Below are 25505 nucleotides of genomic sequence, written 5' to 3' on the forward strand. Positions count from 1 at the left end.
GCGCGCTCAATCATCGACGACCCATGTATCCTTGGTCCCGCCACCCTGTGACGAGTTCACCACCAGCGACCCCGGGTCGAGCGCCACCCGGGTCAGCCCGCCCGGCACGATCCGCACGCCGTTGGCGCCGCTCAGCACGAACGGCCGGAGGTCGACGTGGCGCGGTGCGATGCCGGAGTCGCACAATGTCGGGCAGGTCGACAGCGCCAGCGTCGGCTGGGCGATGAACTTCTCGGGGTGGGCGCGGAGCTTGGCGGCGAAGGCGGCGATGGTCGCAGCGGGGGCGTGCGGCCCGACCAGCATGCCGTAGCCGCCCGAACCGTCGACCTCCTTGACTACCAGCTCGCTCAGGTGATCGAGGACATAGCCGAGCGCCTCCGGCTCGCGGCACCGCCACGTCGGCACGTTGTTGAGGATCGGCTCCTCGCCGGTGTAGAATTTGATGATCTCCGGCATGTAGCTGTAGATCGCCTTGTCGTCGGCGACGCCGGTGCCGGGCGCGTTGCAGATCGTCACGTTGCCCGCGGCATAGGCGTTCATCAGCCCGGGCACGCCGAGCATCGAGTCCGGGCGGAAGACCAGCGGGTCGATGAAGGCGTCGTCGAGCCGCCGGTAGATGACGTCGACGCGGCGCGGGCCCTGCGTCGTCCGCATGAAGACGACGTCGTCCTTGACCGCAAGATCGCTGCCTTCGACCAGCTCGATGCCCAGCTTGTCGGCGAGGAAGCTGTGTTCGTAGAAGGCGCTGTTGTGCTGTCCCGGTGTCAGCAGCACGACCACCGGCTGGTTGCCGCTGCCGTAGGGCGCGACCGACTGCAGCGTCTCGAGCAGCAGCTCCGGGTAGATCTCGACCGGCGCGACCTTGACCGCGTGGAACAGCTCCGGGACCAGCTTGAGCATGACCTCGCGGTTCTCGAGCATGTACGACACCCCCGACGGCGTCCGGGCATTGTCCTCGAGGACGTAGAACTCGTGCGCATCGGTGCGGACAAGATCGATGCCGGCGATGTGGCACCAGATGTCGTTCGCCGGCCGCCGCCCGATCATCGGCAGGCAGTAGCCGGGATTCTGCAGCACCATCTCGGCGGGCAGGATGCCGGCGCGGAGGATGTCGCCCGCCCCGTAGATGTCCGCGAGGAAGCTGTTGAGCGCGCCGACGCGCTGGCGCAGACCTTTGTCGAGCGTCGTCCACTCCTCGCGGCGGAGGATGCGCGGCACGATGTCGAAGGGGATCAGGCGCTCGGCGGCGTCCGGGTCGCCGTAGACCGCGAAGGTGATGCCGATGCGGCGGAAGAACAGCTCGGCCTGGGCGCGGCGGGTCTCCATGAGCGCCTGCGGGCTGGCGTCGAGCCATTCGCGAATAGCGCAATAGGCATCGCGCACCGTCTCGCCGCCCGCGGAGGCATGGCCGAACATCTCGTCGAAAGCAGCTGGCTTGGCCAAATTATCCCCGTCGGTTTCCGGCAGCTTTACCGGTCAAGGCATTGTGTGCAGTGCGACAGGGCTGCGCAAGCCGTTTGTCACGCGGCCTTAATCAGGCTTGCGCAATTCCTCGCGGCCCATGCGCGGGTTCGCGCGGGGCTGTCGTGCCGGGGATCCCGGCGGCGGCGCTGGACGGGCCTGTTGCGGAGGCAGCGGCGCAGCGGCCGGCGGCGGCGCTGGACGCGGCCGCGGGGTCGCCACAGGGGCCGGTGCACCACCTGGTGCGACAGCTGCGCCGCCGCGTCCGCCGCGCCCGCCAGTGTTGCCGGCGCCACCGTTATTGCCCGGCCCGCCGTTGTTGCCCGCGTTGGCACCGGGCCGGTTGCGGCCCTGACCTGCACCAGGCTGGGGCTGGCCCGGATCACTGCCGAACGGCACATAGCCCGGCCGGCGATCCGGGCGTGGCGTCGCCTGCCAATCGCCAGAAGGACGGTCGCGCCCGGGACGCGCATCCTGGGGGCGATCGGCCTGGTCGCGGCCGGGACGATCCAACCCCTCGGGGCGGCCTTGCGGACGCCTGTCCTGCGGGGCCACCCGACCCGGAGAAACTCCGGCTTCGGGTGGCCGACCCGGGCGAACCCTTCCCGGCGGCGGCCCGCCGTGCCAGTTCGGACGCCCCCCGTCGAGGCCGCCCTGCCGGCGCTGACCGCCGTAAGAGCGCGACGCATCACGGTCGCGATACGAGCCGCGCGTTACATTCCAGTAGCTGCGCCCGCTCCGCCACGGCAGCGCCACCGACCCGACATTGCGCCGGTACAGCGCGCCGCGCGGCACGTAGATCCAGCTTGGCGCGTACCACTGCGAATAATCCCACGCGTCGACATCATAGCCATAGCCCGACCGGGGCGGCAGCGGTGCCCAGCCGGAATAATCGTCGCCGTCGCGCCACGCGACCCACGCCGGCGCCCACTCGGTATCGGGCACCCAGACCCAGCCCCAGCGGTCGTCGAAACCCCAGCGGCCGTAGTGATAGGTCGCCCAGCCCCAGGGTTCGTCGCTCTCCCAGGTCTGGCCGTCGGGTCCGTCGACCCAGCGGCCGACAGTGTACGGACGCCAATCCGGCGAGACGCGGGGATGCCACGCGCGACCATAACGCGACGGCACCCAACTGCCGAAGCGGGCCAGCGGTGCCTCGAACTCGAAAACCGAGCCGATCTCGCGGTCGTCGCGCTGCACATAACCGGCGCGCCGGTCGTCGTAGGTCGACATCCCTTGACCGAAAGCCGGGGCACCGGCGACGAGCAGGACGGCAAGAAAAGCTGGGCGGAAAGTCAATCGATTCTCCTGTCGTCAACGCCGTAGTCGACTGTTGGCGCTGACGACAGGATGAATGATTTCCGCGATGGGTTGGGGACGCGGACTCAGGCCGCCTTCAAAGCTTCCCCGAGGTCGTTGAGCTTGGGCTGGACGGCACCCTCGGTGCGACCGGCGATCTTGGTGACTTCCTCCGACAGCTTGCCGAGCAGGTTCTTGATCCGCTCCTCGTCCGGGGTCTCGTTGCCCAGTGCTTTCTTCAGCGCCTCGAGGTCGCGGGCAATGCCCTTGGTGCCGGGAATATCGACCGACGACAGGGCCTCTTCCCAATATTCGATGAGCTTGATTCCGGCGTCGGGCTTGGTCTTCTCGATGCCCTTCTCGAAGGCGTTCGCGGTAGTGGTGAAACGAGCAGGCATGGTAACTCCGTGAAATGAAAGCCGATCGTTCGGCACTCGCTCCAACCGGCACCGCCGCGCTCGGATGCGCGGCCACGATGTCGCGGGGCCGGCGTTGCGCTACCGTAACCTTTGTCGCGCCGAGGCTTGGACGGCGGGCGAGAGCGTGGCATGACCGCCCCGAAACAGCCGGACGGCCCCAAATCGCATGATCCTGACGCGCTCCTTGCTGCCGATGCTGCTGCTTGCCCTTGGGCTTGGCGGGTGCGGTGGGGCCGACGATGCGTCGAAAGCCAAGCAGCGCCCACCGATGATGGTGGCTGCCGAGACCGCCACGACCGCCGATTACGTGCTGCGCCTCGACGCGCTCGGCACCGTCACCCCGCTGCAATCGGTCGCAGTGCGGACCCGCGTCGACGGGCAGATCACCGCCGTGCTGTTCCGCGAAGGCGACACGGTGCGCGCCGGTCAGCCGCTGTTCCGTCTCGACGACCGCGCCGTCCGTGCCCAGATCGCGCAGAGCCGCGCTGCCCTCGCCAGCGCATCCGCAACCTCGGCGCAGGCCGCCGCCGACCTCAAGCGGTCGCAGTCGCTGGTCGCCAGCGGCTTCGTCTCCAAGGCGACGATCGACATCAAGCAGGCCGCGGCCGAAACCGGCAACGCCTCGATCGAGCAGGCTCGCGCCGCGATCAGCGCGGCACAGACTTCGCTCGATTACCTCACCGTCCGCGCGCCGGTCAGCGGCCGTACCGGCGAGATCGGCTACAAGGTCGGGGCCACCGTCCGCGCTGCCGACACGGTCCCGCTGGTCACGGTCAACCAGCTGTCACCGATCACCGTGCGCTTCGCTGTGCCACCCGAACGCATCCAGACGCTGCGCAACGCGCTGTCCCAGGGCACCGTCGGCGTCCTCGCCAACGACCGCGACACCGGCGCGCGGCTCGCCAGCGGGCGGCTGGTGTTCCTCGACAACAATGTCGACCCGACCACCGGATCGCTCGCTGCCAAGGCCGAGTTCGACAACGGCCACGGCGAGCTATGGCCCGGCGGGCTGGTCGGCGTCTCGGTCCCCCTCGGCGCGTCGCGACGGCTGGTCTCGCTGACCGAGGCCGCGGTCCAGAACGGCCGCGACGGCAGCTTCGTGTGGACCGTCGGCGCCGGCGACAAGGTCGTGATGACGCCCATCGTGATCGCCGGGCGTGCGGGTGGCCGCGCATTCGTCGCCAGCGGCATCACGCCGGGTACCCGCATCGTCACCGACGCGCTGGCGAAGCTCAAGCCCGGCGACCCGGTCCGCATCAAGGGCGATCCCGCGCCTGCCGCGGCGGCTGCATGAGCCCGATCGCGCTGATCGTCAGCCGGCCGGTCGCGACCATCCTGCTGACCGTCGCGATCGTGCTGGCGGGTCTGTTCGGCTACCGCCAGCTCCCGGTTGCCGCCCTGCCCCAGATCGACCTGCCGACGATCCAGGTCTCGGCGACACTCGCCGGTGCCAATCCGGCAACCATGGCGAGCTCGGTGGCGACGCCGATCGAGCGCCAGATGTCGACCATCGCGGGCATCGACCAGATCACGTCCCTGAGCTCGACCGGCTCGACCCAGATCACCATCCAGTTCGCGCTCGACCGCAACATCGACGCCGCCGCGCTCGACGTGCAGGCGGCGATCTCGGCGGTGCAGCGCCGCCTGCCGAAGGAGATGCTCGACCCGCCCTCGTACCAGAAGATCAACCCCGCCGACCAACCGGTGCTGATCATCGCGGCGCGGGACCCGGCGCGGAAACTCAGCGACCTGCAGCGTATTCTCGACACGACGATCGTGCCGCGCCTGTCAACCCTGCCCGGCGTCAGCACGGTGCAGACCTACGGCGCCAAGAAGTTCGCGGTCCGCGTCCAGTTCGATCCGCAGAAACTCGCCGCGCGCGGCCTGACGCCCGAGGACCTGCGTCTCGCGGTCGCCGCCGCCAACACCAACAGCGCCGTCGGCCTGATCGGCAACGGACCGCGCAACTATGTCCTCGACGCGACCGGCAACATGCAGTCGGCGGCCGAATTTCAGAACATCGTCATCGCCCAGAAGAACGGCGTGCCGGTCCGCGTCGGCGATGTCGCGACCGCCATCGACAGCTACGAGAACTTGCGCACGCTGGCCAAGTTCAACGGCGAGCCAGCGATCATGGTGGCGATCACCCGCCAGCCCGGGGCCAACGTCGTCGAGCTCGTCGACCGGGTCATCAGCATGCTCCCCGACCTCCGCACGACAATGCCGCGCTCATCCACGCTCGACATCCACGTCGACCGGTCGCAGTCGATCCGTCATTCGGTGACCGACGCGCAGTACACGCTGATCGGCACCGCACTGCTGGTCATCCTGGTGATCTACCTGGTGCTCGGCGACCTGCGCGCGACGATCATCCCGGCGCTGGTCCTGCCCGTCGCCGCGATCGGCACCTTCGGCGGCATGTATGCCTTTGGCTACAGCCTCGACAACCTCAGCCTGCTGGCGCTGACGCTGGCGACCGGGTTCATCGTCGACGACGCCATCGTCGTACTGGAGAACATCGTCCGCCACATCGAGATGGGCGAGAAACCCCGCGACGCCGCGGTCACCGCAACCCGCGAGATCGCCTTCACCGTCGTCTCGATCTCGGTCAGCCTGGTCGCCGTCTTCATCCCGCTGCTGTTCATGGGCGGCGTCATCGGGCGCCTGTTCCACGAGTTCGCGGTGGTCATGACCATCGCCATCGCGGTTTCGGCTTTACTGTCCCTCACCCTGATCCCGATGGTCGCGGCGCGCGTCCTCAAGGCCGGGCACGAGGCACCGGGCCGCGTCGCGCGGGTCACCACCGCCGGCTTCGCGCGCTTGCAGAGCGCCTACGTACGCGCCCTCGACGGGACCTTGCGCCACCAGCGCGCGGTGCTGGTCCTGACCGTCGTGTCGATCGGCGTCGCGGTGTGGGGCTTCGGCGCGGTGCCCAAGGGCTTCTTCCCGACCGAGGACACCGGCACGATCTTCGTCGGCACCGAGGTCGCGCCCGACGCCTCCTATCCGACACTGCAGGCCAAGCAGGATGCGATCGCCGCAATCCTGCTCAAGGACCCCGCCGTGCTGCGCGCCGCGTCGTTCACCGGGTTCGGCGCGGGCGGACGCATGTTCGCGATGCTCAAGCCCCGCAACGAGCGTGACTCCGCCGAGGTCGTCCAGGCCCGGCTGCGCAAGAGCTTCGCGGGGCTGCCAGGTGTGTCGGCATTCCCGAACATCCCGCAGAATTTGACGCTCGGCGCGCGCCAGTCGGCCTCGAACTACCAGTACACCATCGCCTCGGTCGACGGCGCCGCGCTCTATGACTTCGCGCCGCAGTTCGAGGCGCGGCTCCGCGCCACGCCCGGCTTCGAGGACGTCACCTCCGACTTCACCATCGGCAGCCGCCAGGCGCGGGTCGTCATCGACCGCGACGCCGCCAGCCGGCTCGGCGTGCCGGTCCAGTCGATCCGCTCGACGCTGTACGCCGCGTTCGGCAACGCCCAGGTCTCGACGATCTACACCGATGTCGACAGCTACCAGGTCATCCTCGAGGTCCGCCCCGACCTGCAGATGACCCCCGACAGCATCGGCTTGCTCTATGTCCGCGGTGCCAACGGCGCGACGGTGCCGCTGTCGGCCGTCACCCGGACGGTGATCGAGGGCGCGCCGCTGTCGATCAGCCACCAGTCGCAGCTGCCCGCCGTTACGATCGCCTTCAACCTGTCGAAGGGCGTCGCGCTGTCCGATGCCAAGACCCGCATCGACAAGGTCGAGACCGACCTCGCCATGCCCGCGGGGATCGCCGGCTCGTTCCAGGGCAACGCGCAGGCGTTCGAGGCCTCGACCAAGTCGATGCCGATCCTGTTCATCGCGGCGATCGTGGTGATCTACATCGTGCTCGGCGTGCTGTATGAAAGCTTCCGCCACCCGATCACCATCCTGTCGGGACTGCCCGCGGCGGGCATCGGCGCGGTCGCCGCGCTGGCGCTGTTCGGTATGCCGCTCGACACAATCGGCATCATCGGCGTCGTCATGCTGATCGGCATCGTCAAGAAGAACGCCATCATGATGATCGACTTCGCGCTGTCGGGGCAGCGCGAGCAGGGCTGGGCCCCGGCGTTCGCGATCCGCGAGGCTTGCATCAAGCGTTTCCGACCGATCATGATGACGACCTTCGCCGCCATCGCCGCCGCCCTGCCCCTCGCGGCCGGCATCGGCGCGGGCGCGGAGCTACGGCAGCCGCTCGGCATCGCGGTCATGGGCGGGCTGCTGGTCAGCCAGGTGCTGACCCTGTTCATCACACCGGTCGTCTATCTCGGCATCGAGGGGATCGGCAGTCGCCGCCGGGCGCGCAAGCTGCCGGAGCAGCCCGCCCTGCCGCTCGACCTGCCCGAACGACAGCGCATCGCGGCGGAGTAGCACACCGGCGGGCACTACCGGCCTTGCCGCCCGTTGCGCCCGACGTTAGACCCCGCCGCCAATCCCTGCCAAAGGACCGACTATGTCCGATACCATCACACTGACGCTCACCGAAGACGAAGCCGAGATCGTGCTGTCGGCCCTCGAGGACGACCGCGAAGGCTATGTCGACGCCGCACGCGAAGCGTTCGCGGAAGGCGACAAGACCAACGGCACGACCTTCGGCGAAGCGGCCGACCGCATCCAGCTGCTCGCGGTGCGCCTCAAGGCGATGATGCCCAACCTTTGAGCGCAGACGCACCCGCCAGTCCTGAGGCCTCAGCGCCGCTGCCCCTCGCCGGCATAAAGGTCCTCGACCTCGGCTCGGTCGTGTTCGCGCCTTATGCCGGGCAGTGGCTGGCTGACCTCGGTGCGGACGTCGTCAAGGTCGAGGCCCCCGGCGGCTGTTCGACGCGCTACACCGGGCCGAGCCACGAGCCCGGCATGTCGGCGATCTTCCTGGGGGTGAACCGGTCGAAGCGTTCGATCGTCCTCGATCTCGGCGATCCCGGCGCGCGGGAAGCCTTGCTGCGCCTCGTCGACGGGGCCGACGTGCTGCTCCACTCGATCCGTCCGCAAAAGCTCGCGAAGCTCGGCCTCGACCCTGCGACCATGCTGGCCCGCAACCCGAGGCTGGTGTTCGCCGGGCTTCACGGTTTCGCCGACGGCGGACCGTATGCGGGCAAGCCGGCCTATGACGACGTCATCCAGGGCATGACCGGCATTGCCGACCTGATGGGGCGCCAGAGCGGTTCGCCCGCCTATTACCCCGCGATCAACGCCGACAAGGTCAGCGGTCTGACCGCGGCCATCGCCATCCTCGCCGCACTGGTCCGGCGCAACGCCACGGGAGCTGGCGGCTTCGTCGAGGTGCCGATGTTTGAGAGCGTCGTCGCCTTCAACCTCGTCGAGCACCTGTACGGCGAGCAGTTCGTGCCCGCCCGCGGTGCGATGGGCTACCCCCGCGCCATGGCCGCATGGCGTCGCCCGCTGCCGACCGCGGACGGCTTCATCTGCACGATGCCCTACACCGACGTGCACTGGCGGGCGTTCTTCACCGAGGTCGGACGCCCCGACCTCGCCGTCGACGCGCGTTTCACCGACGTCGGTGTCCGCACCACCAACATCGGCGCGCTGTACGCGCTGGCGGGCGAGTTCATCGCCACCCGCACCACCGCCGACTGGGTCGCCACACTCGGCCGCCTGCAGATCCCCGCCGCGCCGATGGCGACGCTTGAGGACCTGCTCACGGACCCGCAACTGGCCGCGACGGATTTCTTCGAGGAATTGCCCGACCCGGCGGGGACACTGCGCTACCCCGGCGTGCCGGTGCGTTTCGACGGAGTCCGCCCGCCGCTGCGCTACCCGCCCCGCCTCGGCGAACACACCCGCAGCGTGCTGGCGGAGGCGGGCTTCGCAGACGCCGACATCGACGCGCTCGTCGCCAGCCGAGCGGCGCGTGAGCAGGCGTAACGAGACGTCTTAAGTCCGGGCTGATTTTCGGCTATAGCGACCTCACCGGACACCGCGGGGCGCATTCGATGGCGAGCGTGGCAGCATCAACGATCGCTCCGGCGAGCGCGCCGATCCCGCGCGACCGGGTGGCGAGGGACCGCCGTTTCTACGTCTGGATGTCGGGCGCGATCGTCGTCGCCGCCTTCGGCGGTTTTACCCCGACGTTCTGGCGGCCGATGGCGACCGGAGCCTCGGTCGGTGCGCCGATCCTGTATATCCACGGCGCCCTGTTCACGGCCTGGGTGCTGTTCCTGTTCGTCCAGTCGGCGCTGGTCGCCAGCGGCCGGACACTCCGCCACAAGGACTGGGGCCTCGCCGGGGTCGCGCTGGCGGGGATGATGGCATTCTCGGTGCCGGTCGCGGTGCTCAACTCGATCCACCTGGCGGAACTCAACGGCTTCGGCGAGTCGGCGCGACGCTTCTCGGTCGTCCCGCTCGTCGGCCTGCTGGTCTGGGGCAGCCTGCTCATCGTCGCGTTCGCCAACGTCCGCCGGCCCGAAACCCACAAAAGGCTCATCATCGTCGCCAGCGCCGCGATGCTGCAGGCGGCGATCGCCCGCGTGTTCATCCTGCTGGCGGGTGCGGGCCAGCACCTCGGGCCGTCGCCGCCGGTATTCTTTACCATCCCCGCCGGCATAATTGCCGATCTCTTCATCGTCGCCGGGATGATCTACGACTGGCGCAGCCGGGGTCGACCGCACCGCGCCTACGTCATTGGCGGCGCGGCGGTGCTGGCGGTACAGCTGCTCGTGGTGCCGCTGTCCATGACCCCGCAGTGGCTCGGCTTCGTCGAGCAGTTCGAGCGACTCCGCGGCTAGGTGCGGCAATCTGCAGACGACAGGCGGTTATCGCCACAGCTATGAAGCGGTCGTGCGCCGCCTCCTCCTCCCAAGCCCCGGTGCGACCAAGCCCGCTCGGAGTGTGATCATCAGGTTCGGCGCAATCGTGCTGACGGTCGCCCACCTCCCATCGCCACTGGTCTCGGGCGCGGTCGCGAAGCCGGTCATCGCCGCCAGCGCACCCGTTGCCAGCGATGCCGACAAGCAGGCCGCGCGTTTCGAGGGCCTGCCGGTTACCGACGCGCTGATCGACCAGCGCCCCCGGATCGCGGCCCGCATTGCCGCCCTGCCCGCGCACGGCCCTGCCCCGGAAACCTTCGTCCTCGCGGTCGGTGGCAGCGGCTTCCAGGCGCTGTTCGACCGCGAGGCGAGGCGTGCCGCCGGCGTCCTGACCGCGCGCACCCCGGGACCGTCGCTGGTCCTCAGCAATTCACCCGACCAGGTCCGGCGCGGCATCCTCGCGTCGCCCAGGACCGTTGCTCTGACCATCGCTGCGATCGGCCGGCGCGCCGTTCGAGGCGACACGTTGATCATCTACCTGGCATCGCACGGCGGCCGCGACGCCAACATCGAGATGGACGCACCGCGCCTCGACTTCGAGGACCTGACTGCAACCGCGCTGGCCGGCGACCTGCAGCGCGCCGGCATCCAGCGCCGCATCATCATAATTTCGGCCTGCTTCGGCGCAACCTGGATCAAGCCGCTGGCCAGCCCGACCACGATTCTGCTGACCGCCGCCGATGTCGATCGCACCTCGTTCGGCTGCGATGACAGCCGCGAGTTGACCGTCTTCGGCGAGGCGATGCTGCGCGAGCTGAGCGGCCGTCAAAGCCTTGCCCAGGCCTTCGCCCGCGCCAAGCTCCGCATTGCCGCCGCGGAGCGCGCCGAACGCGAATTGCCCTCGCGCCCGCAGTCGTGGGTCGGCAACGCGATGGCCGCGATCTGGTCCGCACCGCGCTGACGCCGGCCTAGCTGCCGGCGAAGAACCGCTCCTCGACGATCTTGCCGTCCGCGACCGTGTACAGCGCGACCTCCTCCATGTGCATCGGCTTGCCGTCCGGCTTGTGGGTGACGTCCATCACCCAGCGGATCGCGAACTGGTCGCCGTTGACGTATGGTCCGTAGGTCTCGAGCTTGTCGATGCTGTGGTTGGCGTCCCACCACGCCGACTTGCCGCGCACCGCCTCGATGCCCTCCAGCCGCGCCATCGGACCTTCCATCGCCTCGATGCTGACAATGTTGTCGGCCCAGTATTTCTCGCCGATCTGGTCGCTGTGCCCGGCCTTCGACATGGTCACGCAATCGTCGGCAACTTCCCTGATGTTCACGTCCGCTCTCCCTCGATTCGCATTTAAGAACATAACACGAACAACGTTACGGGCCAATGACACGCGGCGCGACCTCGGCTAAGGCGCGCGGCATGACCGAGATCACCCCGCAGATCGTCGCCGACCACGGCCTCACCCCCGCCGAGTACGACACCATCGTCGACAGCATGGGGCGCGCGCCCAACCTGCTCGAACTCGGCATCTTCTCGGTGATGTGGTCCGAGCATTGCAGCTACAAGTCGAGCCGAATGCACCTCGCGAAGCTGCCGACGACAGCGCCGTGGGTGATCTGTGGCCCCGGCGAGAACGCCGGAGTCATCGACATCGGAGACGGCGACGCCTGCATCTTCAAGATGGAGAGCCACAACCACCCGAGCTTCATCGAGCCCTACCAGGGCGCCGCGACCGGCGTCGGCGGCATCCTGCGCGATGTCTTCACGATGGGCGCGCGGCCGGTCGCCAACATGAACGCGTTGCGCTTCGGCATGCCCGACGCGCCGAAGATGAAGCACCTGATCCGCGGTGTCGTCGCCGGCATCGGCGGCTACGGCAATTGCGTCGGCGTCCCCACGGTCGGCGGCGAGACCAACTTCCACCCCGCCTACAACGGCAACATCCTGGTCAATGCGATGACCGTCGGCGTCGCCCGCACCGACAAGATCTTCTATTCCGCCGCCGCCGGCATCGGCAACAGTGTCGTATACGTCGGCTCCAAGACCGGCCGCGACGGCATCCACGGCGCGACCATGGCGTCGGCCGAGTTCACCGAGGACAGCGAGGACAAGCGGCCGACGGTGCAGGTCGGCGACCCGTTTACCGAGAAACTGCTGATCGAGGCCTGCCTCGAACTGATGGCGTCCGACGCCATCGTCGCAATTCAGGACATGGGAGCGGCCGGCCTGACCAGCTCCAGTGTCGAGATGGCGTCGAAGGGCGGCGTCGGCCTCCGGTTGGACCTCGACAAGGTCCCCGTCCGCGAGGACGCGATGACCCCCTACGAGATGATGCTCAGTGAGAGCCAGGAGCGCATGCTGATGGTCCTCAAGCCCGGCCGCGAGGAATTCGCCGAGGCGATCTTCCGCAAGTGGGAGCTCGATTTCGCCGTCATCGGCGAGGTCGTCGCGGGCGAGACGCTGACCCTCACCTTCCACGGCGAGACCGTCGGTGCGATCCCCCTCGCCCCGCTCGCCGACAAGGCCCCCAAGCTCGACCGCCCGCACGTCCCGACGCCCAAGCGCGCGCCGCTCGCCGACGTGCCCGAGAGCACCGACATCGCCGCCGACCTGCTCAAGCTGATGGCCTGCCCCGACATCGCCTCGCGCCGCTGGATCTGGGAGCAGTACGACCACATGGTCGGCGCCGACACCGTCCAGCGCCCCGGCGGCGACGCCGCGGTTGTCCGCGTCCACGGCACGCAAAAGGGCCTCGCGATCACCACCGATTGCACGCCGCGCTATTGCTTCGCCGACCCCGTCGAGGGCGGCAAGCAGGCGATTGCCGAGGCCTACCGGAACCTCTGCGCGGTCGGCGCGACGCCGCTCGCGGTCACCGACTGCCTCAACTTCGGCAACCCGCAACGCCCCGAGATCATGGGGCAGCTGGTCGGCTGCATCGAGGGCATGGCCGAGGCCTGCCGCGCGCTCGACTTCCCCGTCGTGAGCGGCAACGTGAGCCTGTACAACGAGACCGAAGGCACCGGTATTTTGCCGACGCCTGCGATTGGAGCAGTCGGGCTGCTCGCGGACTGGTCGAAGTCGGCGACGATCGCGTTCAAGGCGGAGGGCGAGGAGGTCTGGCTTGTCGGCGCCGATGCCGAACATCTAGGCCAGTCATTGTGGCTGCGCGAGATCACCGGCCGGGAAGAAGGCCCACCCCCGCCCGTCGATCTTTCGGCGGAGCGCCGCGCGGGCGAACTGGTCCGCAGCCTGATCGCGAACGGTGCGACCGCTGTGCACGATATATCCGACGGCGGGCTCCTCGTCGCTTTGGCTGAAATGGCGCTGGCGGGTGACATCGGCCTGACGTTGTCGCACGACGAGCCGACCACCGCACAAGCGTTCGGCGAGGACCAGGCGCGCTACCTCGTCACCCTCCCCGCGGGGTTCGTGACCGGCCCAGCGCCGACGAACTTCCGCCGAATCGGTACTATCGGCGGAACGTCACTGGCGGGCGCGGGGTGGAGCGTCCCGCTCACCGCCCTCCGCACCGCACACGAGAAGTGGCTGCCCGACCTGATGGCGCGCTGAAGGGACTCGAGAAGCTCGCGCTCACCCCGATTGCTCCCTGACGGGGCGCGATCCTCCTCCCCGAAGCCGGGCAGGATTTAGACGTGCCAAAGCCCCCGCCGGTGTTCCAACACCGTGGGGGCGATAATCTTGGCCCGTCCGGCCTCCGGCTGGTTCCCGCCCGGCGCTAACTGGGTGGGGCCGCGAGGCTGAATGCGAGGCGTGTGATCGCTGCATGGGGCGGGCGTCGACGGAACGGCTGGTGTTGAAACTCGAAGGGTGCCACCCAATCCCGGCTTCACAGGCCAAGATCGGCAACGTGGTGTCCTGTCGGCGGCGGCTTCCCGTGGTGCCCATGCAGCGAACGCGTAACCGGAGTTCCAGGGTAGCGCTCCCTGTTCGCCGGTGGGCCCTCACCAAAGGATACGAGACCCAGCACCGGGACTAACCGAAAGGGTTCGTGGTGTCAAGAGGATTGGTACTTGGTCCGCATCGCCGCTGTCATTCCGGCGAAGGCCGGAACCCGGTTGCATCACGGACCCTGGACGTGGAGTGCTGGAGGCGACCGGGTTCGGGTCTTCGCCGGAATGACGAGGCGGAGGCGCGGGCCCAGTACTTGCACCCCCGCCGCCAACCACCATCTTCGCTCTCCGGCATCCCGCCCGAAAGCACCCGCACGCCAGTGGCCACCCTCCCCCTCGACCGCCTCGCCGCCCACCCGTTGGCCGGCCGCGACCCCGCCGGCACCCGCGCCCGCATCGCGTTGATCGAGCGCGTCATGGAGCGCGGCTTCACCATCCCCGGCACGAGCCGCCAGTTCGGCCTCGACGCGGTCGTCGGGCTGATCCCTGTCGCAGGGGACGTAATCACCGGACTGGTCGGCGTGTGGCTCGTCGTCGAGGCGCGCAACGTCGGTGCGTCGCGCTGGCTGCAGGCGCGTATGCTGGCCAACGTCGGCCTCGATACGGCGGTCGGCGCGATCCCGTTTATCGGCGACGTGCTCGACTTCCTGTTCAAGTCGAACACCAAGAACCTCCGCCTGCTAAGGCGTCACCTCGACCGGCACCACCCCGCCGGCGCAATCGTCGACGCCTTGCCGAGCTGACACCTTGCCGGTCGCGCTCGCTGCGGCCATGACGCGGGCATGACCAACATACTCCTGACCGGCGCATCGCGCGGCATCGGCGCGGCCACACTCGCGGTCCTGACGGCCGCCGGAGCGACCGTCGCCGGACAATCGACTCGCGGCGAGAATCGTCTCCTCGCGGCCGACTTGTCGCACCGAGGTGCAGCGGACCGGCTATGGGACGCGGCGCTCGAGCGCCTCGGCGGCCGCATCGATGTCCTCGTCAACAACGCCGGCGTGTTCGAGGCCGTCGCGGTCAATGCGCACGATGCCGAGTGGCAGGCGATGTGGGCGCGCAGCAACGCGATCAATCTCCAGGCCCCGGCCGACCTGTGCCGCCGCGCCGTGCTGCACTTCCAGGAGAACGGTCGCGGCCGCATCGTCAACGTCGCCAGCCGCGCCGGGCACCGCGGCGACTCCCCCGCGCACTGGCACTATGCCGCCGCCAAGGCCGGGCTCATCGCCATGACCAAGACGATCGCGCGAGCCTATGCGGTACAGAACATCCTCGCCTACGCGGTCGCGCCCGGCTTCGTCATGACCGGCATGGCGGAAGATTATCTCGGCAGCCGCGGCGGCGACACGCTGCTTGCCGACATCCCCCTCGGCCGCGTCGCCTCGCCCGAGGAAGTCGCCGAGACGATCCGCTGGCTGGCGCTTGATGCCCCTGCTTCGCTGACCGGCGCGACACTCGACGTCAACGGGGCCAGTTATGTCCGCTAATTCCGGCGGCTGGAGGGTCACGCTCCACTGCAACCGCGCCGAGGCCGAAGCGATACCGTTCGCCGACGAGGTCTTCGCCGATCTCGACTCCCCGCCGACGCTGCTGACCGACGAGCCCGATCCGGGGCGCCCCGACGACTGGCTGCTGCACGCCTATTTCGCCGACCAGCCTGAACCGGAATGGCTCGCGAGGCTGTCGGCGATGGCACCGGGCAGCATTGCCGCGCCGCAGGTCGAGCGCCTCCCCGATACGGACTGGGTGACGCTCAGCCAGGCCGGGCTAGAGCCGGTACGGGCGGGCCGCTACCACGTCGCGACGCGCGAGCATGCGCACCGGCTCAGGCCCGGCGAGATCGGCCTGGTCATTGACGCGGGACTGGCGTTCGGGACCGGGCAGCATGCGACGACCGCAGGCTGCCTGTCGGCGCTCGACCGGCTGGCGCGTTCGCACCGCTTCGAGAATATCGTGGATCTGGGGACCGGCACCGGCGTCCTCGCCTTCGCCGCGGCGCTGACATGGCGGCGGGCGCGGGTCACCGCCAGCGACATCGATCCGGTCGCGGCGGTCGTCGCGCGCGCCAATGCCCGGGTAAACGCTGTCTCGCTCGGCGTCGGCACCGGGCGGGTCGACGTGTTTGCAGCGAAGGGACTGAACGATCGCCGACTGCGGCAGCGCGCGCCCTATGATCTGGTCATCGCCAATATCCTGGCGCAACCGCTGGTCGAGCTCGCTGGGTCAATCGCGGGGGCATTAAAACCGGGCGGGTTCGTCGTGCTGGCCGGATTGCTCGACAGCCAGGCTGCGAAAGTCACCGGGGCCTATGCGGCGCGAGGCCTCAAACGCGTGGCGACCAGCGGCGGCGAATGGCCGACGCTGGTCCTCCGTTCTTAGGTCGACAGTCCGCTAGGACTAGGCCCGCTAGGACTAGGCGCGCCAGGCGTGGAACAGAGCGGCTTCCGCCCGGATGGGCGCAAAGCCGAGCCGGCGCGACGCGCGCTGGGTCGTGCGGACGGACTGCGTAACCGCAGTCGGCCGGACGATCGGCTCGATGGTTTCGACGTTGGCCTTCATGGCCGTTCTCCTGCAAAATCCGGAGAGGCTGTGCCGCTCCGGTGATGCGGATATAAACTATTCGCAGGTTCGCTGCAGTGCAGCGAAGTCGATTGCAGCCATGCGGTGGGCGCATAGTATCAACGTGCGGCGTCGACGATTGCCTGCCAGCCTGCCTCATCTATAACCCGCACGCCGAGCGCCGCGGCCTTTGTTGCTTTCGACCCTGCGCCCTCGCCGGCGATAACCAGGTCGGTCTTCGCCGAGACGGAACCCGCAACACGTGCGCCGAGCCCCTCGGCCTGCGCCCGCGCCTCGTCTCGGCTGAGGGTCGTCAGCGTGCCGGTGAAGACGACTGTCTTGCCCGAGACCTCGGAGCCGACCGCGCTCCGTTCGACCGGCGCGACGACGACTTCACCGAGCAGGTCGTCAAGAACATCGGTGTTGTGCGCCTCGGCGAAGAAGTCGGTGAGTGCCTCAGCGACTTCGCCCCCGATGCGGGTTACGCCGATGACCTCGGCAAGTTCGACCGCGATGCGGGCGGCGTGGCGTTCGGGGATTTCACCGAGCGCCGGCCCCTCGGCACGGCGGCTGCGCAGGCGCTCGACCGCCTCGGTCATGCGCGCTGCAAATGCTTCCCAGCTTCCGAACGAACGAGCGATTTCCCGAGCCCGGTCCTCGCCGATGTGGCGGATGCCGAGGCCAAACAGGAAACGGTCGAAAGGGGGCGAGCGCCGCGCGTCGATGCTGGCAATCAGCTTGTCGACAGAGGTCGGCTTGAAGCCCTTCCACTCGAGCAAGGTGTCACGGGCGTCCTTGAGCCGAAAGATGTCCGCGGGCGTACTGACCAGCCCGGCCTCGAAGAACAGCACAATGCGCTCAGCCCCAAGGCCCTCGATGTCGAGGGCGCGGCGCGAGACGAAGTGCCGGAGCCGCTCGACGCGCTGGGCGGGGCAGATCAGGCCGCCGGTGCAGCGCCGCCGGACCTCGCCCGCCTCGCGCTCGGCGGCGCTGCCGCACTCGGGGCAGACGGTCGGGAACCGGAAGGGTTCAAGCGCCGCATGTTCGGCCTCGGGGGTGACGTGCCCGACGATCTGCGGAATGACGTCGCCGGCGCGCTGGATGCGGACGATGTCGCCGACACGGACGTCCTTGCGCTCGATCTCGTCCTCGTTGTGGAGGGTCGCGTTGGTGACGATCACGCCGCCGACGCCGACCGGCTCGAGGCGCGCCACCGGGGTCAACGAACCGGTACGGCCAACCTGGATGTCGATCGCGAGCAGGCGGGTGGTGGCCTGTTCGGCGGCGAACTTCCACGCCACCGCCCAGCGCGGCGTCCGCGCCACCTGCCCCAGCCGCTCCTGCCAGTCGAGGCGGTCGACCTTGAACACCACGCCGTCGATATCGAACGGCAAGGCTGAACGTGCGGTCTCGATGGCGCGGTAGGCCGCGGTCGCCGCCTCGACACCCTCGATGACGGTGAGGTCGGCGACCACCGGGAAGCCCATCGCCGCGAGCGCCGCCATCGTGTCGGACTGGGTGTCCGCCAGTGGCGCGGATAACTCGCCCCAGCCGTGGGCGAAGAAGCGGAGCGGGCGGGACGCGGTGACCGCGACGTCGAGCTGGCGCAGCGAGCCCGCCGCGAAGTTGCGGGGATTAGCGTAGATACGCGAGCCGGCAGCGATCTGGGCTTGGTTGAACGCAAGGAAGTCCGCCTTGCCGAGATAGACCTCGCCGCGGACCTCGACAATATCGGGCGATCCCGCTGGTAACCGTTCCGGGATATCATCCAGCGTACGGAGGTTGGCGGTGACGTCCTCACCGGTGGTGCCGTCGCCGCGCGTCGCGCCGCTGACCAGCCGGCCGCCCTCGTAGCGCAAGCTCGCCGACAGTCCGTCGATCTTGGACTCCGCCGTGAGCCGTACCGGTTCGTCGGCGGCGAGCCGGAGGAAGCGCCGGACGCGGCCGATGAATTCGGCGACGTCGGCCTCGTCGAAGGCATTGTCGAGGCTCAGCATCGGTCGCGCGTGGACGATCTTGCCGAAATTCGCAGCGGGGGCGCTGCCGACGCGCTCGGAGGGGGAATCGGCGCGCTTCAGGTGCGGGTATTCGGCCTCCAACGCGGCATTGCGGGCGAACAGCGCGTCGAACTCGGCGTCGCTGATCGTCGGGGCGTCGTCGACGTCGTAGCGGCGGCGGTGCTCGTGAATCTCGGCCGCGAGCTGCGCGAGCTCGGCGGCTACTTCATCGTCGGGCTTCACGCCACCATCCCGAGCAGCCGTACTGCCTGCGCGCGCGCCTCGTCGGTGACCTCGGTGCCCGACAGCATGCGGGCGATCTCCTCACGGCGTTCGTCGGGGGCAAGTTCGACGACGCCGGTGCGGGTGACATGACCGTCGCTCGACTTGGCGATGCGCCACTGATGCGCGCCGCGTGACGCGACCTGCGGGCTGTGGGTGACGATCAGGACCTGGGTGGTTTCGGCGAGGCGTGCGAGGCGGTCGCCGATGGCGCTGGCGACGGCGCCGCCGACACCGCGGTCGATCTCGTCGAAGATCAGCGTGCCGGCGGTGCCAGCCCCGGCGAGTGCGACCTTCAAGGCGAGCACGAAGCGCGACAGCTCGCCGCCGCTAGCGATCTTGGTCAGTGGCCCGAACGGCGCGCCGCGGTTGGTCGAAACCTCGAACTCGACACGGTCGCGGCCGTGCGCGCCCTCGCCGCCGGCATCGAGCAGTGCGATACCGGTCCGGAACCGCGCCGCGTCGAGACGGAGCGGCACCAGTTCGCCAGTGACTGCCGCGTCGAGCCGTAGCGCGCCCGCAGTCCGCGCCGCGGTCAGCGCTGCGAAGGCAGTATCATAGGTCTTGCGGGCGCGGCTCACGGCGACGTCGAGGCTGGCCAGCCCCGCCTCCCCGGCATCGAGCGCCTCGGCGCGCGCCGCCAGTTCAACCGCCAGCGCGGGCAGCGCCTCGACCTCGACGCGGTGCTTGCGGGCGACGGCGCGGAGCTCGAACAGCCGGGCCTCGGCGGCGTCGAGGCGCGCCGGATCGACGTCGAGCGCGCGTGCGGCGGCGGCGAGATGGTCCTCAGCCTCGCCCGCCTCGATGATCGCGCGGTCGAGACTGGCGAGCGCTTCGGCGAGGATCGCGTGTTCGGGGGCAATGCGGTCGAGGCGGCGCGCCGCCGAACGGAGGCGGGCGAAACCGCCGTCGGAGCCGTCGAGCAAGGTGCCGATCGTCGTCAGGTCGTCGGCGAGGCGGACGCCCTTCTGCATGGTCGCGCGGGCCTCGGCGAGCTCGGTTTCCTCGCCGGGCTGGGGGGCAAGCTTGTTAAGTTCAGCGACGGCGTGGGTCAGCCATTCGCGGTCACGCTGGGCCGCATCGAGCGCGGCAGCGGCAGCATCGCGCGCCTCGATCGCGGCGCTCCAGGCCGTCCATGCGGTGGCCGTCGCAGCGACCTCGGCACGGAGACCGGCGAAGGCATCGAGCAGCGCACGATGGCCGCGCGGGTTGAGCAGGCCGCGGTCGTCCTGTTGGCCGTGAACCTCGACCAAGCTCGCGCCGAGTTCGCGGAGCAGTGCGGCCGACACTGCGACGTCGTTGACGAAGCCGCGACTGCCACCGTCGGCCTTCAACTGGCGACGCAGGATGATCTGGTCTTCGGTACCGTCGAGGCCGTTGTCGTCGAGCAGCGCGCGCGCCGGGTGGCCCGGGCCGACCTCGAAGCAGGCGGTGACCCGGGCCTGCGCGACACCGCCACGTACCAGCCCGGGATCGGCGCGGCTGCCGAGCGCGAGGCCGAGGCTGTCGAGCAGGATCGACTTGCCCGCCCCCGTCTCCCCGGTAAGGACGCTGAGGCCATCGGCGAAATCGAGGCGCAGCGCCTCGATCAGCACCACGTCCTGGATATCGAGCGCGATCAGCACGCGGGATTGCCCCAAAAACTAGTATTGCCCGGGCGTCTGCCCGAGCGGGGAACACCGCTGCGCCGCGCCGCGGTCAGGTGGCCTTCGCCGCTTCGGCGGGCTTGTTGGCGACGGGCTTGGCAGCGACTTCCTTGGCCTTTTTGCCGATCAGCGCGAACGAGCGGTCGTACCATTTCGAACCCGGATAGTTGTAGCCGAGGACCGCCGCGGCCTTCTTCGCTTCCTCGGGGATGCCGAGCGACAGGTAGCACTCGACGAGGCGGTGCAGCGCCTCCGGGATGTGGCTCGTGGTGTCGTATTTCTCGACGACGGTACGGAAGCGCAGGACAGCGGCGAGGTACTGGCGGTTGTCCTGGTAGAAACGCCCGATCTCCATCTCCTTGCCCGCAAGGTGGTCGCGGGTCAGGTCGATCTTGAGCTTGGCGTCGGCGGCATAGTCGGTGTTCGGGTAGCGGCGGATCAGCTCGCCCATCGCGTCGAGCGCCTGCTGGGTGATCTTCTGGTCGTGGTCGACGTCGGAGATCTGGTCGTAATAGCTGACCGCGACGATGTAATAGGCGTATGGTGCCTCGCGGCTGCCGGGATGGAGCGACAGGAAGCGCTGCGCCGATTGGATCGCCTCGTTGTACTGGCGACCGACATAATAACTGTAGGCGCTCATCAGCTGGGCGCGGCGGGCCCACACCGAATACGGATGCTGGCGCTCGACCTCGTCGTACATCGCCGCCGCCTGCTTGTACTGGCGCTTGAGCATCGTATCGCGGGCAACATTGTACAGCGTCTCGACGTCGCGGGCGATGTAGGCGCGGTCCTTTTTGCCCTTCGACGACGCACAGCCCGTCAACACCAGCGCGGTGGCGAGCAGCGGCAACAGCAGTTTACGCAGGGACAATGAGGTCATAGGCGCCGCTCTTACCCGATGCCCCGGCGCGCGCCAAGCGATGAGCGCTTCAGCCGGCGGATGCGCTAGCGCCCCCGCAGCCGCTGGCGGAATTCGTCCATCTCCCACAGCTCCTCGCGGCTGAACGGCAGCAGCGGCGCGAGCATCGCCAGGGTCGTCCGGCCGAGCCGGTCGCGAAGCTCGCCGAGCCGCTTGAACAGCACGCGGTCGCCGTTGCCGAGCGCGTGCGCTTCGCCGTTCGCCTGATGCCCCATCATCTCCTCGGCGCGGAGCACGAGCTCGGTGTGAACCTCGAGATACTCGCGGATCAGCTCCGGCGGGGCGCTGCCGTTGGCCCGGCTGGCGAGCGCCTCGACCAGCCGGCCGCTGGCGGTATCAGGGAAGTTTCCGCCGCGCAGTTCATCGAGCGCGGCGCGGTGACTGACGGTTTCCTCGGCCAGCCATTTGCGCGCCTCGCGCTCGCCGAAGCGGAAGACGATGATGATGGCGGCGGGCAGCACGAGCAACGCGCCGACCATGGCGATCAACGGCCGGTCGGGGAACTGGTTGAAGGCACTGTGGATGGCGACTGCGACCAGGAACCCGGGCACGAAGCGGCTGGGACGGAGGTGCCACGCTGCCTCGTGGTCGCGCGCGAGGCCCTCGTTGAGCTGATGCGCCAGCACCGCGAACAGCGCGGTCGCACCACCGTGCATGACCGCGGTGCCAAGGCCGCGGACCATCCAGACGCCCATCGCATAATGCGCGTTGTCGGGGTTGGCGAGGTAGATGCAGTTCTCGAAGACCGAGAAGCCGGCACCGATCGCGAAGCCCGAGATCGCCGCGTCGAGCTTGAAGCCGATGCGGTTGCGGGCGAATAGCCAGACCACCATAGCGCCCTTCAGTGCTTCCTCGAGCCACGGCGCGACGAAGCGGCTGTAGACCGTGAAGCCAAGCGGCAGCGTGTCGAGGACGCGCCCGCTGATCGGGTAGGCGATGAGCCCGGCAATGACGCCGAGCGCGAGCAGCACTACGACAGCGCGGATGTGGATCAGGTGGAAGACGTCGAGCCACTCGAATGCCAGCAGCAGGAGCAATACCGGAGCAAGGGCAACGGCCCAGTTAAGCAGTATCGGCAGGTCCATACGGACCCGATACTAGAGTATCTTGAGCGACGCGAGCAGTTCGGTACGCCGGTAGTGGCCGTCACGGAACCCGCTAGCGGCCCCGAACGACAACGTCATCGGGAGGCGCAGCGCAACGGTAAAGTTGAAATCGACCTGCCCGCCGATCGACTGGTAGGTCTGCGAGCCACCGGACGCCCGGTCGGCGGCGAGGATGCCCGCGAACAAGGCGGTGCGCGCCGAGCTGAGGAACAGGCTCGGGGTGCCAACCTCGGCGAAGCGCACCGGCGGCAGGTTCCACTCGGCCATTGCCTTGCCGAAGGTGCGCGCATCGATGCCGTCGATGTCGAAGCCCGGGAAGCTTTCGAGTTCGCGGTAGCGCTTGACCTCGCGGTCATCGACGTAATTGTTGCGGAAACTGCCGAAGTAAAAGCTGCCGAGCGGGCTCAGCGCCTTGCCGCCGGCGACGCCGGCGCTGGTGTAGATCCACACCGATGAATTGTGGATCGGCAGCGGCACGCCGGCGTCGAAACCGGCATGGATGCGTGGGTAGACGTTGGACTTGGCATAGTCCGCGTCGGCGACGACTTCCCAGCCGATGCCCTTCTCGTGGTCGACGGCACCGAGCGACTTGGTGGTGTTGGTGTAGCGCGCGCCGAGTTCGGTAGAGAGCAGCGTCCTGAAATTGGACGGGACGTTCTGCGCCGTCGGGAGCTGGTCGAGGCCGAAATATGCCGCTGCGGTCCCGAACACGTCGAGCTGGCGCGGCGGGTCGTAGATCTTGGCTTTCTTGTAGTTGAGGATGAACGCGTCGCCCTTGCGGCTGCGCTCGACGGGTCCGAACAGGTCGTAGAAATCGGCGTCGTTGTGCCAGTAGCGGAAGCGCCAATCGAGCAGTTTGAGCTCGAGGTCGATGTGGAGCCGCTCAAGCGCTTTCATCTGGTTGTAGGGCGAGACGCTGATCGTCGCCTTGAACTGGCGGAACTGCAGCGGGTCCTCGAAATTGAGGTGATAGCCGAACGTGACGTCGCCCTTGTAGCCCTCGATGATCGGGTAGGCGGCGTCGAGCTTGAGCGCTTTCGACGGCACGTAGTGGCCCCGCTCGGTGACCAATGCGTCGAGGTCGATGCGCGACGGTGAGCCGACCCCCCAGGTCTTTACCTCGGCGCGCTGCCTGGCGATCTCGGTGCCGAGGAAGACGACGGTACCAAGGTCGTCGAGCGGCTTCGGCGTCATCCGCGACGGGGTTAGGCCCTCGCCGGTGTACTCGTCGACGATGAGCGTGCCATCCGCCATCGGGATCGGTCGGAACAGCCCGGTCGAGGAGTTGCTGACCGCCTCGCTCTTTCCGCTCGCGATGTCGAACCGGAAGATGTTGGAAACGCCGGTATAATAAGCGCTGCCGTAGAGCGCCTTTCCGTCCGGCGTAAAGACGAAGCCCTCGGGCGTCGACGGCGCGAGCACGAGCTTCGCGACATCGCTCGGCGGCTGGCCCGCGAGCAGGTCGGCGGTCCGCCACACGCGGACCGACTGCTCCCCGTTGATCTCGCCGACCGAGGCGGAGATCATCGTGCCGTCCGGCGAAATATCGAGGTCGAACGGCGTCGTGCCGTAGGCGAAGGTGTGGACCTGGTTGAAGCCCTGGTGGGGCATCGGGATACGGACCAAGGTCGCAAAGCCGTTCTGGTGGCGAATACCCCAGATCGACTTGTCGGCAGCGTTGACCACGAGGTCGCCGATGCGGGCGTCGCGCAGCAGCATCCGCCGCTTGCCGGTGTCGACGTCGACCTCGACAATGTCGCGGAGCGCGTAATTATCCTCGGTATAGAAGACCTTGCGCGCCGCTGGGTCGAACGCGATCGAGGTGACGCGGTACAGCATCATGCCCTTGATTTCGCCGAGCTTGCGGATCTTGCCGGTGTCGAGCGACAGCGACCCGACGAACCCGATGACACCCGGATAGCGGAAGGCGCCGATCAGGCTGTTGGTCTTGGCGTCGTAAAAGGTCCGCGACACCGACCCGAGGCCGTGCGGCACCAGATGCTCGATCGGGGTCAGCGGATATTTCGCCAGCGCCGCGAGGTTCTTCGTCTGGAAGCCGTGCTCCCACGTGATCCAGTCGCCCCAGACGGAATCGAGCGACTTGCCGTAGATCTTGCGGAAGGCGGCAGAGTAATAACCGGTGCTGCCCTCGTCGCGCCGCAGCCACTCGATGACCTTGGCGGGCGAATAGGTCAGCGCGAGGTAGCTGAAGAAGCGCGTGCCGTAGAGGTAGTCGTTGACTCCGACCTGGAAGTCGACCGACGTGCCCTCGGATTCGAGGCCCAGCGGCGAGTACAGTCGGGCGTTGTCGCGAACCTTGGCGCGGAACACCATCTCGTCGAAAGCGCCCTGCCCGCGCCCGAGCCCGCCCGCCATCCATGTCTCCATGAACACCGCGCTGCCCTCGAGCCACCAGCGCGGCACGTTCACCCGCGGCGTCGCGAGGTAATTGTACAGGATCGATTCCGGATGCTCCTGCACCGGCATCGGCTTGCCGTGCAGGAACTTGCGCCAGCCGGCGTCGTGGGTGTTCCACACGTCCATCGTCGCAACGTGCGCGAGCTCGTGGTTGGTCAGCGTGAAGAAGCGCTCGCCGGGCGAGAAGGTCTCGAAACTCAGGCTGAGCGGCGCGACGTCAAGCAGGATGGCGTTGTTCGGCGACGACCGCGCCGCCGCGTTGCCGTAGTCCGAAAAGTCCTTGAGCAGCGCGGTCGTGCGGTCCCACGGCTTCCAGTTGAACATCTTCTCGTGGAGCTGGATCGCGTTCTCGAAGCTGCGCGCGACGTAGGGCGTCAGGTACGTCTGGCCCGGGTCGAAATAGAGCAGCGACAGGTCTTTGGTCTCGAGTGTCGACAGGTCGATCGCCGGCGCGTGTCGCGGCTTGGCTGGCGCTGTGGCCGGGGTCACGACCGGGGCGTTCGGCGACGGTGCCGGATCGGCGACATCAGGTGCCGGCTGGACGACTTCCTCGTGGATCGTCGGGGTCACCGGAGGCGGCGGCGGCGTCCCCTCGACGGTCTGCGCGTCCGCAGCGACCGAAACGGCAATGGCGCACCCGGCAAGCAATGCCGGAATGCGCCATCCGTACCGCGTGTGCCCCCCGGCACACGT

20 protein-coding genes are annotated in these 25505 nt (G+C 68.5%); 10 read left to right on the plus strand and 10 right to left on the minus strand.

The genetic code is table 11. From position 1 onward, the window contains the following. Positions 1–6: 6 nt before the first annotated feature. The 3 genes from KX816_11575 to KX816_11585 form a co-directional block, all read right to left on the minus strand. A complete protein-coding gene (locus tag KX816_11575; GenBank protein QXQ08528.1) occupies positions 7–1416 on the minus strand; it encodes a circularly permuted type 2 ATP-grasp protein in 1410 nt (469 codons plus the stop codon). A 114-nt stretch (positions 1417–1530) separates the two neighbouring features. Next, on the minus strand, positions 1531–2757 hold the full coding sequence (locus tag KX816_11580; GenBank protein QXQ04937.1) for a hypothetical protein: 1227 nt from the start codon (positions 2755–2757) through the stop codon (positions 1531–1533). An 86-nt stretch (positions 2758–2843) separates the two neighbouring features. After that, positions 2844–3155: a hypothetical protein gene (locus tag KX816_11585; GenBank protein QXQ04938.1), complete on the minus strand. Its 312-nt coding sequence runs from the start codon at positions 3153–3155 to the stop codon at positions 2844–2846. Positions 3156–3342: 187 nt separating this feature from the next. On the opposite strand from KX816_11585, the gene KX816_11590 reads away from it, so the two are divergent. From KX816_11590 to KX816_11615, 6 genes are all read left to right on the plus strand, one after another. Next, positions 3343–4470 (plus strand): efflux RND transporter periplasmic adaptor subunit, encoded by a 1128-nt coding sequence (locus KX816_11590; GenBank protein QXQ04939.1) that lies wholly within the window; start codon positions 3343–3345, stop codon positions 4468–4470. Further along, a complete protein-coding gene (locus KX816_11595; protein ID QXQ04940.1) occupies positions 4467–7577 on the plus strand; it encodes an efflux RND transporter permease subunit in 3111 nt (1036 codons plus the stop codon). Before KX816_11590 ends, KX816_11595 begins: the two co-directional genes overlap by 4 nt. A gap of 82 nt (positions 7578–7659) precedes the next feature. After that, positions 7660–7866: a hypothetical protein gene (locus KX816_11600; GenBank protein QXQ04941.1), complete on the plus strand. Its 207-nt coding sequence runs from the start codon at positions 7660–7662 to the stop codon at positions 7864–7866. 38 nt (positions 7867–7904) lie between these two features. Continuing rightward, positions 7905–9089, plus strand: coding sequence for a CoA transferase (locus KX816_11605; protein QXQ08529.1), 1185 nt, complete (start codon positions 7905–7907; stop codon positions 9087–9089). 77 nt (positions 9090–9166) lie between these two features. After that, a complete protein-coding gene (locus KX816_11610; GenBank protein QXQ04942.1) occupies positions 9167–9949 on the plus strand; it encodes a hypothetical protein in 783 nt (260 codons plus the stop codon). A 103-nt stretch (positions 9950–10052) separates the two neighbouring features. Then, on the plus strand, positions 10053–10931 hold the full coding sequence (locus tag KX816_11615; protein QXQ04943.1) for a C13 family peptidase: 879 nt from the start codon (positions 10053–10055) through the stop codon (positions 10929–10931). Positions 10932–10938: 7 nt separating this feature from the next. On the opposite strand, the gene KX816_11620 is transcribed toward KX816_11615, so the two are convergent. Next, positions 10939–11262, minus strand: coding sequence for a nuclear transport factor 2 family protein (locus tag KX816_11620; GenBank protein ID QXQ08530.1), 324 nt, complete (start codon positions 11260–11262; stop codon positions 10939–10941). Positions 11263–11390: 128 nt separating this feature from the next. Between KX816_11620 and purL the strand changes: the two genes are divergently transcribed. The 4 genes from purL to KX816_11640 all read left to right on the plus strand — a co-directional run bounded on the left by purL (position 11391) and on the right by KX816_11640 (position 16264). Next, the gene (purL, locus tag KX816_11625) at positions 11391–13544 is read left to right on the plus strand and encodes a phosphoribosylformylglycinamidine synthase subunit PurL (protein QXQ04944.1); all 2154 of its coding nucleotides are present in this window, start codon (positions 11391–11393) and stop codon (positions 13542–13544) included. Positions 13545–14301: 757 nt separating this feature from the next. Then, a complete protein-coding gene (locus tag KX816_11630) occupies positions 14302–14628 on the plus strand; it encodes a DUF4112 domain-containing protein (GenBank protein ID QXQ08531.1) in 327 nt (108 codons plus the stop codon). Between the two features lie 39 nt (positions 14629–14667). After that, positions 14668–15372 carry an SDR family oxidoreductase gene (locus tag KX816_11635; GenBank protein QXQ04945.1) on the plus strand — a complete coding sequence of 235 codons (705 nt, stop codon included), beginning with the start codon at positions 14668–14670 and terminating at the stop codon, positions 15370–15372. Next, on the plus strand, positions 15362–16264 hold the full coding sequence (locus KX816_11640; protein QXQ04946.1) for a 50S ribosomal protein L11 methyltransferase: 903 nt from the start codon (positions 15362–15364) through the stop codon (positions 16262–16264). Before KX816_11635 ends, KX816_11640 begins: the two co-directional genes overlap by 11 nt. 33 nt (positions 16265–16297) lie before the next feature. Here the strand turns inward: KX816_11640 and KX816_11645 are convergent, their stop codons facing one another. The 6 genes from KX816_11645 to KX816_11670 all read right to left on the minus strand — a co-directional run bounded on the left by KX816_11645 (position 16298) and on the right by KX816_11670 (position 25460). After that, entirely contained in the window at positions 16298–16444 is a 147-nt protein-coding gene (locus tag KX816_11645) for a hypothetical protein (protein QXQ04947.1), read from the minus strand. A gap of 119 nt (positions 16445–16563) precedes the next feature. Further along, positions 16564–18684 (minus strand): NAD-dependent DNA ligase LigA, encoded by a 2121-nt coding sequence (ligA, locus tag KX816_11650; protein ID QXQ04948.1) that lies wholly within the window; start codon positions 18682–18684, stop codon positions 16564–16566. Further along, the gene (gene recN / locus KX816_11655) at positions 18681–20348 is read right to left on the minus strand and encodes a DNA repair protein RecN (GenBank protein ID QXQ08532.1); all 1668 of its coding nucleotides are present in this window, start codon (positions 20346–20348) and stop codon (positions 18681–18683) included. Before recN ends, ligA begins: the two co-directional genes overlap by 4 nt. A gap of 73 nt (positions 20349–20421) precedes the next feature. Continuing rightward, entirely contained in the window at positions 20422–21249 is an 828-nt protein-coding gene (locus tag KX816_11660) for an outer membrane protein assembly factor BamD (protein QXQ04949.1), read from the minus strand. A 65-nt stretch (positions 21250–21314) separates the two neighbouring features. After that, positions 21315–22373 carry a PrsW family intramembrane metalloprotease gene (locus tag KX816_11665; GenBank protein QXQ04950.1) on the minus strand — a complete coding sequence of 353 codons (1059 nt, stop codon included), beginning with the start codon at positions 22371–22373 and terminating at the stop codon, positions 21315–21317. Positions 22374–22385: 12 nt separating this feature from the next. Further along, the gene (locus KX816_11670) at positions 22386–25460 is read right to left on the minus strand and encodes a hypothetical protein (protein QXQ04951.1); all 3075 of its coding nucleotides are present in this window, start codon (positions 25458–25460) and stop codon (positions 22386–22388) included. Positions 25461–25505 lie beyond the last annotated feature (45 nt).

Source organism: Sphingosinicellaceae bacterium, assembly GCA_019285715.1.
GTDB lineage: Bacteria > Pseudomonadota > Alphaproteobacteria > Sphingomonadales > Sphingomonadaceae > Glacieibacterium.